Source organism: Lysinibacillus sp. JNUCC 51 (genome assembly GCF_015999525.1).
In the GTDB taxonomy this organism is placed as follows: Bacteria; Bacillota; Bacilli; order Bacillales_A; family Planococcaceae; genus Lysinibacillus; species Lysinibacillus xylanilyticus.
In genome coordinates this window covers 2559702-2571546 of record NZ_CP065545.1, presented here as the reverse complement: position 1 = coordinate 2571546, position 11845 = coordinate 2559702, and the positions used below count along the sequence as shown (strand labels likewise).

Genomic DNA, 11845 nt, shown 5'->3' with positions numbered 1-11845 from the left:
ATATCGATTTATTTTATAAGAATTGGCACGTCATATTTGTCACAAAAATTTCCAATCTGCTAGCAAGATTAGAAATTTGCGACAACTACTTATGCTCATTAATTAATCAACGTTAATTAATTTAAATTATTTTTTTTCTTTAGGGCGTTTTGTTCCGTATTTAGAACGTGATTGTAAACGACCGTTTACACCAGCTGTATCAAGAGCTCCACGTACGATATGGTAACGAACACCCGCTAAGTCTTTTACGCGTCCGCCACGGATAAGAACAACACTGTGCTCTTGTAAGTTGTGGCCTTCACCTGGGATATAAGCTGTAACCTCGATTTGGTTAGTTAAACGTACACGAGCGTATTTACGTAACGCTGAGTTTGGTTTACGAGGTGTCATTGTACCTACACGAGTACAAACACCGCGTTTTTGTGGAGATTTAACATCAGTTAAAGATTTTTTAAATGAGTTATATCCTTTGTTTAACGCTGGTGATTTTGATTTCGTGATTTTAGATTGACGAGGCTTACGTACTAATTGGTTAATTGTAGGCATCGGTATTTCCTCCCTTCATTTATTCCTTGTTAATACCACACATCCAGGTGGTTCATTTTTTGGGTAAAAACAAAGTCTTTGTGTTTAATACACAAAAACTACTCTACAGTAATCGCAACTACCGCAGCTCCAACGTGGATTCCACAGGCCTTGCCCAGTTCCTTTTTGGACTCAACAAGAATAACTGGTATACCGATTTCTCTCGCGAAAGATATGGCCGAATCGGTTACCCAATTGTCTGCATCAAGTGCCACAAAAAGTTCTTTCACTGAACCAGCTTGCATTGCTTTTACTGCTTGCTTTGTACCTATGATTGTTTGACTTGCCCTTACTTTATCATAAGACATTTTCATATCCTCCGAAGTACAGAACAGTTAACTATCAACCTTCAATATATTATCATTACCAATTCCGACTGTCAACTAATATCTTTAAAAAGCCCGAAGAGATGATAAAGAATACATCTCTTCGGATCTTATTTTAAAAATTATTCAGCTGAAACTAGATCTTCTGTGTCAAGCTCATCTTTTTCAATACGGATTTGACGATAACGTTGCATACCAGTACCTGCTGGAACAAGCTTACCGATAATTACGTTTTCTTTTAATCCTAGAAGCTCATCACGTTTACCTTTAATAGCAGCATCCGTTAACACACGAGTTGTTTCCTGGAATGATGCAGCAGATAAGAATGATTCTGTTTCAAGAGAAGCTTTTGTAATACCTAGAATTACAGGGCGACAAGTCGCAGGGTTTTTGCCATTCATAACAGCGTCTACGTTTGCCTCTGTGAATTGGTGAATATCTAGTAATGAACCTGGTAATAATTCAGTGTCACCAGCTTCGATTACACGAACTTTACGAAGCATTTGGCGAACCATTACCTCGATATGTTTGTCTCCAATTTCTACCCCTTGCATACGGTATACTTTTTGTACTTCTTTTAGTAAATATTCTTGAACTGTTGAAACGTCTTTTACTTTTAATAATTGTTTTGGATCGATAGAACCCTCTGTTAAAACTTGACCACGTTCTACTGTGTCACCTTCGACAACTTTTAGACGTGCATTATAAGGTGCTTGATATTTACGAGTTTCTACGTCACCTTGAATTGTAATTTCTTTTAGACCTTCACGGATTTCAGTGACATCCGAAACAGTACCAGTGATTTCTGTAATAACAGATTGACCTTTTGGATTACGTGCTTCGAAGATCTCTTGGATACGTGGAAGACCTTGTGTAATATCGTCACCGGCAACCCCACCAGTATGGAATGTACGCATTGTTAACTGTGTACCTGGTTCACCGATTGATTGAGCTGCAATGATACCAACTGCTTCCCCAACTTCAACCTTTTCACCTGTTGCCAAGTTCATGCCGTAACATTTTTTACATACACCATGTTTTGTATTACATGTGAATGCTGAACGGATTGTTACTTCCTCGATACCTGCCTCGATAACCGCACGTGCGATATCTTGATCGATTAAGCCATCTTTTTCTAAGATAACTTCGCCTGTTTCTGGATGCATGATTGTTTTCTTCGTATGACGACCGATAATACGTTCATCTAACGCTTCAATTAACTCTGTGCCTTCCATTAACGCACCGATTGTTAAACCGCGGTCAGTTCCACAGTCATCCTCACGAACGATAACATCTTGTGCAACGTCAACAAGACGACGTGTTAAGTAACCTGAATCGGCAGTTTTTAGGGCTGTATCGGCAAGACCTTTACGAGCACCGTGAGTTGAGATGAAGTACTCTAATACCGTTAAACCTTCACGGAATGAAGATTTAATTGGAAGTTCGATGATACGACCAGCCGGGTTGGCCATCAGACCACGCATACCAGCTAACTGAGTAAAGTTAGATGCGTTACCACGGGCACCTGAGTCAGACATCATAAAGATTGGGTTTGTTTTCTCAAGCGACTTCATCAGCTTCGATTGAATTTCATCTTTCGCAGCACTCCAGCTTGAGATAACGCGATCATAACGCTCATCTTCCGTGATGAAACCACGACGGAATTGCGCTTGAACTTTATCTACTTTTTCTTGAGCTACTGCTAAAATTTCACCTTTGTCTGGTAATACGACGATGTCAGATACACCTACAGTGATACCAGCACGTGTTGAATATTTGAATCCTAGGTTTTTCATGCGGTCAAGCATTTTAGATGTTTCAGTGATGTGGAAACGTTTAAATACTTCAGCAATGATATTACCTAAGAATTTTTTACGGAATGGGTTTACAACTGGTACTGATGCAAAGTGTTTGCGCAGTACAGCTGTGCGTTGTGCATCAACCTTACCTTTTTCATCAAGTCCATTATAATCAGCATCTGCTTCAAGCTCTTTTAACGTTTCTTCGTCAATTGTTAAGTTAACAAAGTATTTGCTTGGTGTTTCTTGCTCTAAGTTGAAATCAGTTGGCTCATTAATGTATGGGAATGATTTAGGCAAGATTTCATTAAAGATTACTTTACCAACAGTTGTTAATAGGAACATATTATTTTGTTCCTCAGTAAATGTTGGATTATTTAATGAACTTGCTTTAATCGCAATACGAGTATGCAAATGAACATGACCTGTATCATATGCAATTAATACTTCGTTTGGTCCATAGAAAATTGTTCCTTCGCCGCGAGCTGTTTCACGCTCAAGTGTTAAGTAGTAGTTACCTAATACCATATCTTGAGATGGTGTTACAACTGGTTTACCATCTTTCGGGTTCAGGATATTTTGTGCAGCAAGCATTAGAAGACGAGCTTCTGCTTGTGCTTCAGCTGATAATGGTACGTGAACCGCCATTTGGTCACCATCGAAGTCAGCGTTATAAGCTGTACATACTAATGGGTGAAGACGAATAGCACGACCTTCAACTAGTGTTGGTTCAAACGCTTGAATACCAAGACGGTGAAGCGTAGGTGCACGGTTTAGTAATACTGGATGCTCACGAATTACATCTTCTAAAACGTCCCATACGTCGTTGTTTAAACGCTCGATTTTACGTTTAGCTGATTTAATATTATGAGCAAGACCACGTTCTACTAACTCTTTCATTACGAAAGGCTTAAATAGCTCAATTGCCATTTCTTTTGGTAGACCGCATTGATACATTTTTAAGTTTGGACCTACTACGATAACCGAACGACCAGAGTAGTCAACACGTTTACCAAGTAAGTTTTGACGGAAACGACCTTGTTTACCTTTCAGCATATGTGAAAGTGATTTTAATGGACGGTTACCAGGACCTGTTACAGGACGACCACGACGACCGTTATCGATTAATGCATCAACAGCTTCTTGTAACATACGTTTTTCGTTTTGTACGATGATACTTGGAGCACCAAGGTCTAGTAAACGTTTTAAACGGTTATTACGGTTGATTACACGACGATATAAATCATTTAAGTCAGAAGTTGCAAAACGACCACCATCTAATTGCACCATCGGACGAAGCTCTGGTGGAATAACCGGTAGTACATCTAAAATCATCCATTCAGGAGAGTTACCTGAGTTACGGAATGATTCAACAACTTCAAGACGTTTAATTGCACGTGTACGACGTTGACCTTGTGCTGATTTCAACTCTTCTTTTAAAGAATGTGTTTCATCTTCAAGATCAATTTTACCTAGCAATTTCTTAATTGCTTCCGCACCCATAGATGCTTCGAATGTGTTGCCGAATTTTTCACGATATGCACGGTACTCTTTTTCTGAAAGCAGTTGCTTACTTTCTAAGTTTGTAGCACCTGGCTCGATTACAACGTAAGAAGCAAAGTAAATTACTTCTTCTAGTGCACGTGGGGACATATCTAAAATAAGACCCATACGGCTAGGAATACCTTTGAAGTACCAGATATGAGATACTGGTGCTGCTAATTCGATGTGGCCCATACGTTCACGACGAACTTTAGCGCGTGTTACTTCAACTCCACAACGATCACAAACTACGCCTTTATAGCGTACACGTTTATATTTACCACAATGACACTCCCAGTCCTTAGTTGGACCAAAAATACGCTCACAGAATAAACCATCTTTTTCTGGTTTTAAAGTACGATAGTTGATTGTTTCAGGTTTTTTGACTTCACCATATGACCAAGAACGAATCTTGTCAGGAGAAGCTAAACCGATTTTCATATATTCAAATTCATTAACGTCTATCAAGGAGCCTACCTCCCTCTAGTATAGGTCTTTATAAAGACTCTTTTACGCAGCTCGATAATCGTTTGCAAGAATCATGTCTCTTTGGCAAAAGATTAAAAATAGAATGATTTATTGAAAGAAAAAGCCGGACAGGGCGTTAAATCCTGCCCGACTAATTTGAAAAATAACTTTGACCGTGTTCACAAAGGTGTGAACTAACGTTTTCCATTATTCAAAAGACTCTACTGGCTCTTCTTCTTTTTCTTGCTGTGGTGCAATGTTAAGTGCGTCAGCTGGTTGAAGATCTTCTTCTTCGTCTAAGTCGCGAAGCTCTACCTCTTCATCATTAACTGTTAACATTTTCACATCCATACCAAGAGATTGAAGTTCTTTAATCAATACTTTGAATGATTCAGGAACGCCTGGCTCTGGTACACTTTCACCTTTAACGATTGCTTCGTATGTTTTCACACGTCCAACAACGTCATCGGATTTAACTGTTAAGATTTCTTGAAGTGTATAAGCAGCACCGTATGCTTCAAGTGCCCATACTTCCATCTCACCAAAGCGTTGTCCACCGAACTGTGCTTTACCACCAAGTGGCTGTTGAGTAACAAGTGAATAAGGACCAGTTGAACGTGCGTGAAGTTTATCATCAACCATGTGAGCAAGTTTGATCATGTACATGACACCAACTGATACACGGTTATCGAATGGTTCACCTGAACGTCCATCATACAGGATTGTTTTACCATCACGGTTCATGCCTGCTTCTTCCATCGTTTCCCAAACATCTTCCTCGTTGGCACCATCAAATACTGGAGTTGCCATATGAACGCCTAAGTAACGAGAAGCCATACCTAAGTGTAGCTCTAAAACTTGTCCGATGTTCATACGAGAAGGTACACCAAGTGGGTTTAACATGATATCAACAGGAGTTCCGTCTGGCATAAATGGCATATCCTCTTCCGGTAAGATGCGAGAGATAACCCCTTTGTTACCGTGACGTCCGGCCATTTTGTCCCCTACGCGAATTTTACGTTTTTGAACAATGTAAGCACGAACTAATTGGTTAACACCTGGTGGTAATTCATCGCCATCTTCACGGTTAAATACTTTAACGTCAAGAATGATACCGCCAGCACCGTGTGGTACACGTAATGAAGTATCACGAACTTCACGAGCTTTTTCACCGAAGATAGCATGTAATAGGCGTTCTTCAGCAGTTAATTCTGTAACCCCTTTAGGTGTTACTTTACCTACAAGAATGTCACCATCACGTACTTCTGCACCGATGCGGATAATACCACGTTCGTCTAAGTTGCGAAGCGCATCTTCCCCAACGTTTGGAATATCACGAGTGATTTCTTCAGGCCCTAATTTTGTATCACGAGACTCTGATTCATATTCTTCAATATGAACAGATGTATAAACATCGTCTTTTACAAGGCGTTCACTCATGATAACAGCATCCTCATAGTTAAAGCCGTTCCAAGTCATGAACGCAACAAGTACGTTACGACCAAGAGCAAGTTCACCATTTTCCATAGATGGACCGTCTGCTAAAATGTCACGAGGTTTCACACGTTCGCCAACTTTTACAAGTGGACGTTGGTTATATGAAGTACCTTGGTTAGAACGAATGAATTTTTGTAATTTATATTTCGTTAAATCGCCTTTTACCTCTTTACCATCAACGACTTCAATGCGGCGAACATGGATAGAGCGAGCTTCAACGTGCTCAACAATACCATCATATTTCGCTACAACAGCCGCACCTGAGTCACGCGCGTCAACGTGTTCCATACCAGTACCAACGAATGGTGCTTCTGGGTTAAGAAGAGGAACTGCTTGACGTTGCATGTTGGCACCCATAAGTGCACGGTTCGAGTCATCGTTTTCTAAGAACGGGATACATGCAGTCGCAGCTGACACTACTTGTTTTGGAGATACGTCCATGTAGTCCATTTGCGATTTGTTAAATACTGTATTATCCCCACGGAAACGACCTACTACTTCGTCTTTAGCAAATGAACCATCAGGATTTAATGGTGAGTTCGCTTGTGCTACATAGTAGTTATCTTCTTCATCTGCTGTTAAGTAATCAATTTGATCCGTTACTTGACCTGTTTCATGGTCGATACGACGATAAGGTGTTTCAATGAATCCAAATTTATTTACTTTGGCAAATGAAGATAAAGAGTTGATTAAACCAATGTTTGGACCCTCTGGTGTCTCGATTGGACACATACGACCATAGTGAGAATAGTGAACGTCACGTACTTCGAAACCAGCACGCTCACGTGTTAAACCACCAGGTCCTAATGCAGATAGACGACGCTTATGCGTTAACTCTGCCAATGGGTTTGTTTGGTCCATGAATTGTGATAATTGAGAGCTACCAAAGAACTCTTTAATTGACGCAATTACCGGACGAATATTAATTAATTGTTGTGGTACGATAGCAGCTGTATCGTTAATAGACATACGCTCACGTACTACACGCTCCATACGGGATAAACCGATACGGAATTGGTTTTGTAAAAGCTCACCAACAGAGCGTAGACGACGGTTACCTAAGTGGTCGATATCATCTGTTGCCCCTACTTGGTAAAGTAAGTTGAAGAAATAACCTACAGAAGATAATACGTCAGCAGGCGTAATATTCTTCACTTCTTCATCGATGTACGCATTACCAATAATATTGATTTCTTTTTGCGCCTCATCTTTTGGTGCATAAATTTTAATAGACTGGATTGTTACATCGTCCTCAAGTACCCCACCTACTTGTGATAAAGTGCGGTAACCGATTCCTTTTGATGAATCTTCTAGATACGGCAAGATTTTATCTAAAGTACGACGGTCAAGAACTGTACCCTTCTCTACTAAAATTTCGCCTGTTTCTGGGTCTACAAGCGTTTCAGCAATCGTTTGGTTAAATAAGCGATTTTTAATATGAAGCTTTTTATTCATTTTGTAGCGACCAACATTCGCTAAATCATAGCGTTTTGCATCGAAGAAACGAGAGTATAATAAGCTCTTCGCACTTTCAACCGTTGGTGGCTCACCTGGACGTAAACGTTCATAGATTTCTAAAAGTGCTTTTTCAGTACTTTCAGAGTTATCCTTTTCTAACGTATTACGTAAATATTCATTATCACCGATAATATCGATAATTTCTTGGTCTGAACCGAAGCCTAATGCACGAAGTAACACTGTTACTGGTAGCTTACGAGTACGGTCAATACGCACATATACTACATCTTTCGCATCAGTTTCATATTCTAACCATGCACCACGGTTTGGAATAACTGTCGCTCCGAAACCTTTCTTACCGTTTTTATCAGTTTTATCATGGAAATACACACTTGGTGAACGGACTAATTGTGAAACGATAACACGTTCAGCACCATTGATAATGAACGTACCTGTCTCTGTCATTAATGGGAAGTCACCCATGAAGACATCCTGTTCCTTCACTTCGTCTGTTTCTTTGTTGTAAAGACGTACTTTCACACGTAATGGAGCTGCGTAAGTAACATCTCGCTCTTTACACTCATCAACATCATATTTAGGATCTCCTAATGAATAATCGATGAATTCTAATGAAAGATTGCCTGTAAAGTCCTCGATCGGCGAAATGTCACGGAACATTTCACGTAAACCTTCTTCAAGGAACCACTCGTAAGACGCCGTTTGAATCTCAATCAGATTTGGAAGCTCAAGCACCTCGTTAATACGCGCAAAGCTTCTACGCTGGCGGTGTTGTCCATACTGAACTAGTTGACCTGTCAACTCATTCACCCCTCAATAAAGCGATATTAGGTCTTTGCAAAATCATACAAATAGTGTATGATTTCGAAAGACAAAAAGAAAACGAGTCTTCAAAAAGATCTCATTTTCGGTTAACTAAACTTATCTTGGCAAGTATACCCACATTATAACAATTATATTCAAAAAGGGCATACGACCTCAAAATAATATTTTTGCATTGTATCATGTTATCATAGCCGATTTGTCAAGTCAATAATTTATACATATTTCACTTATTTTTTCGCACGTACTATCCAGTACCCTTTTTTCTTCTCCACAACATCGACTTCAGAAAATTTTTCTTCTAAGTAACTTACCGTTGATGGCGCACCTTGCTTCTTCTGTATTACTACCCACAGCTCACCAGATGACACTAACTTATCGTAAGCTCCATCGTAAAAGCGGAAAATTGTTTCCTTTCCTGCGCGAATTGGAGGATTGGTTAAAATAGCTGCGGCGTTCACATCATCGCCAACCATCGATAGTCCGTCACTCACAAATATCCGTACATTTTGAACACCGTTTACTTGTGCATTTTTTTGCGAGAGTGCAACAGCACGTTCATTGATATCCATCATATAAACGGTACGGTCTGGGTTTGTTTTAGCAATCGATAATCCGATTGGACCGTACCCACACCCCACATCAAAAATAGCACCATCAATATCAGGCATTTGAAAAGCATCTATTAAAACACGGGATCCAAAATCTACTTCGCTTTTACTAAATACACCTGCATCCGTTTCAAAGGAAAACGTATGCCCTAACAACTTGAATGTCCAGTGACGAGGTTTACTCTCAGTTTGAGGCTTACTCGTATAATAGTGATCTGACATTTTCCACGCCTCCTCAGAATGAAGAAAAAAGCTCGCCGCAATGACGAGCTTTCCTTTTGTTTAAAAGTAACGCGAGATTACTTAACTTCTACAGATGCGCCAACTTCTTCAAGTTTAGCTTTGATTTGTTCAGCTTCATCTTTAGAAACGCCTTCTTTAAGAGCTTTAGGAGCGTTATCTACTACTTCTTTAGCTTCTTTAAGACCTAAACCAGTGATTTCACGAACCACTTTGATTACTTTGATTTTTTCAGCACCAGCAGATGCTAATACTACGTCAAACTCAGTTTTTTCTTCAGCAGCGCCAGCAGCAGCACCTACTACTGCTACAGGAGCAGCAGCTGTTACACCGAATTCTTCTTCGATAGCTTTTACTAAATCGTTTAATTCAAGAACTGTCATAGCTTTGATAGCTTCTAAGATTTGCTCTTTATTCATTATAATTTCCTCCTAATTGGATAATGTTTTATTGTTTGTTGCGGTCAAGCCGCGGAAGTTATAGTGCGTATGAAATTACGCGCCTTGTTCTTCTTTTTGTTCTGCAACAGCTTTTGTTGCAAGTGCGAAGTTGCGTACTGGAGCTTGAAGTACTGATAAAAGCATAGAAAGAAGACCTTCGCGTGATGGAAGTTCTGCAAGTGCTTTAACATCTTCAACAGAAGAGATAGTACCTTCAATAATACCCGCTTTAATTTCTAAAGCTTCATTTTTCTTAGCGAACTCGTTGATGATTTTAGCAGGAGCTACAACATCTTCTTTTGAGAACGCGATTGCGTTAGGACCAACTAATACGTCATTGATTCCTTCAAGGCCAACAGCTTCAGTAGCACGACGTGTTAAAGTGTTTTTGTAAACTTTGAACTCAACACCAGCTTCACGAAGTTGTTTACGAAGCTCAGTTACTTGTGCAACGTTAAGACCACGGTAATCCACAACTACTACAGAAGCAGCGTTTTGGAATTTTTCAGTAATCTCTTGAACTTGTACTTGTTTGTTTTCGATTGCTTTGCTCATGATGACACCTCCTATTAGAATGGGTCATTTATACCGACAAAAGAAAAGCCTCTGGGTCAAATAGACACAGAGGCTGAAAGTCATCATCTTTAAATAAGAATCCGAATTCCGATGTCCTCGGTAGGATCATTAAGTGACAAGTCACTCCTACTGTCTACGGTACAAATGGATGATTCACAACAGCAACCATCTTATCATAGATAGACAGCGCCGTCAATAGAATTACATAAAAACTTTAATTATTTTACTACTACGCTTGAAGCGTCAACTTTTAGAGCTGGACCCATTGTAGTTGTAACGTTTACAGATTTCATGTAAGTACCTTTAGCTGCAGCAGGTTTTGCTTTTTGCACAACATCAAATACAGCTAAGAAGTTTTCTACTAATTTTTCTGTAGAGAATGAAACTTTACCGATAGGTGCGTGGATGATACCAGCTTTATCAGCACGGTATTCTACTTTACCAGCTTTAATTTCAGCGATAGCTTTTGTTACATCGAAAGTAACTGTACCAGTTTTAGGGTTTGGCATTAAACCTTTAGGTCCTAATACGCGACCAAGTTTACCAACTTCACCCATCATGTCAGGAGTTGCAACGATTACATCGAAATCAAACCAACCTTGTTGGATTTTTTGGATGTATTCTGCATCACCTACATAGTCAGCACCAGCAGCTTCAGCTTCTTTAAGTTTTTCACCTTTAGCGAATACTAATACGCGTTGAGTTTTACCAGTACCGTTTGGTAGCACTACTGCACCACGGATTTGTTGGTCGTTTTTACGAGTATCGATTCCTAGACGGAAAGCAACTTCTACAGTAGCGTCGAAGTTCACTGTGCTAGTTTTTTGAGCAAGTTCGATTGCTTCTTGAGCGCCGTATAAAGCGTTACGGTCGATTAGTTTTGCTGCATCTTGCAGTTTTTTACCTTTTTTAGCCATTATATAATTCCTCCTTGATTGTGGTTATAGCGGATTTTACCTCCCACGAATAAAGGTTGCGCGTTCACAAAGAAACTCCGCAACCTTCCAAAAAACAAATACATCATCAAGTAATGGGATTAGTCTTCGATAACAATACCCATGCTTCGTGCAGTACCTTCAACCATTAACATTGCAGCTTCTACTGAAGCAGCGTTAAGGTCTGGCATTTTAGTTTCAGCGATTTCGCGAACTTTATCACGTTTAACCGTTGCCACTTTTTTACGATTTGGTTCACCAGATCCAGATTGGATACCAGCTGCTACTTTAAGTAGTACTGCTGCAGGTGGAGTTTTTGTAATGAAAGTGAATGAACGGTCCTCGAATACTGAAATTTCAACTGGAATGATAAGACCAGCTTGATCTGCAGTACGCGCGTTGAATTCTTTACAGAATCCCATGATGTTCACACCTGCTTGACCTAATGCAGGACCAACCGGTGGAGCTGGGTTTGCTTTACCAGCAGGGATTTGAAGTTTAACAACTTTAATAACTTTTTTAGCCACG

General features: G+C 39.8%; 9 protein-coding genes and 1 other annotated feature. All 9 genes read right to left on the bottom strand.

Annotated features, from left to right (window positions below; translation table 11 throughout):
* Window positions 1–126: 126 nt before the first annotated feature.
* Window positions 127–546 (bottom strand): 30S ribosomal protein S12, encoded by a 420-nt coding sequence (gene rpsL / locus JNUCC51_RS12325; protein WP_010860613.1) that lies wholly within the window; start codon window positions 544–546, stop codon window positions 127–129.
* 98 nt (window positions 547–644) lie between these two features.
* Window positions 645–893 (bottom strand): ribosomal L7Ae/L30e/S12e/Gadd45 family protein, encoded by a 249-nt coding sequence (locus JNUCC51_RS12320; protein ID WP_132362679.1) that lies wholly within the window; start codon window positions 891–893, stop codon window positions 645–647.
* 140 nt (window positions 894–1033) lie between these two features.
* Entirely contained in the window at window positions 1034–4720 is a 3687-nt protein-coding gene (rpoC, locus tag JNUCC51_RS12315; protein WP_337988323.1) for a DNA-directed RNA polymerase subunit beta', read from the bottom strand.
* A 207-nt stretch (window positions 4721–4927) separates the two neighbouring features.
* Complete coding sequence (rpoB, locus tag JNUCC51_RS12310) at window positions 4928–8503, bottom strand: DNA-directed RNA polymerase subunit beta (RefSeq protein WP_337988322.1); 3576 nt, start codon at window positions 8501–8503, stop codon at window positions 4928–4930.
* 242 nt (window positions 8504–8745) lie between these two features.
* Window positions 8746–9348 carry a class I SAM-dependent methyltransferase gene (locus JNUCC51_RS12305; RefSeq protein WP_337988321.1) on the bottom strand — a complete coding sequence of 201 codons (603 nt, stop codon included), beginning with the start codon at window positions 9346–9348 and terminating at the stop codon, window positions 8746–8748.
* 77 nt (window positions 9349–9425) lie between these two features.
* Window positions 9426–9785 carry a 50S ribosomal protein L7/L12 gene (gene rplL, locus JNUCC51_RS12300; protein ID WP_132362671.1) on the bottom strand — a complete coding sequence of 120 codons (360 nt, stop codon included), beginning with the start codon at window positions 9783–9785 and terminating at the stop codon, window positions 9426–9428.
* Between the two features lie 75 nt (window positions 9786–9860).
* On the bottom strand, window positions 9861–10361 hold the full coding sequence (gene rplJ, locus JNUCC51_RS12295; RefSeq protein WP_337992167.1) for a 50S ribosomal protein L10: 501 nt from the start codon (window positions 10359–10361) through the stop codon (window positions 9861–9863).
* 32 nt (window positions 10362–10393) lie between these two features.
* Window positions 10394–10539: a sequence feature (ribosomal protein L10 leader region), on the bottom strand.
* A gap of 61 nt (window positions 10540–10600) precedes the next feature.
* Entirely contained in the window at window positions 10601–11299 is a 699-nt protein-coding gene (gene rplA, locus JNUCC51_RS12290) for a 50S ribosomal protein L1 (protein WP_337992166.1), read from the bottom strand.
* Between the two features lie 119 nt (window positions 11300–11418).
* Window positions 11419–11844 carry a 50S ribosomal protein L11 gene (gene rplK, locus JNUCC51_RS12285; protein WP_004233593.1) on the bottom strand — a complete coding sequence of 142 codons (426 nt, stop codon included), beginning with the start codon at window positions 11842–11844 and terminating at the stop codon, window positions 11419–11421.
* Window position 11845: the final 1 nt, after the last annotated feature.

Excerpts from the sequence above, each read along its gene's own strand:
- JNUCC51_RS12320 (WP_132362679.1), bottom strand. The coding sequence starts at position 893 with ATGTCTTATGATAAAGTAAGGGCAAGTCAAACAATCATAGGTACAAAG.
- rplJ (WP_337992167.1), bottom strand. The coding sequence starts at position 10,361 with ATGAGCAAAGCAATCGAAAACAAACAAGTACAAGTTCAAGAGATTACT.
- rplL (WP_132362671.1), bottom strand. The coding sequence starts at position 9,785 with ATGAATAAAGAGCAAATCTTAGAAGCTATCAAAGCTATGACAGTTCTT.
- rpsL (WP_010860613.1), bottom strand. The coding sequence starts at position 546 with ATGCCTACAATTAACCAATTAGTACGTAAGCCTCGTCAATCTAAAATC.
- JNUCC51_RS12305 (WP_337988321.1), bottom strand. The coding sequence starts at position 9,348 with ATGTCAGATCACTATTATACGAGTAAGCCTCAAACTGAGAGTAAACCT.
- rplA (WP_337992166.1), bottom strand. The coding sequence starts at position 11,299 with ATGGCTAAAAAAGGTAAAAAACTGCAAGATGCAGCAAAACTAATCGAC.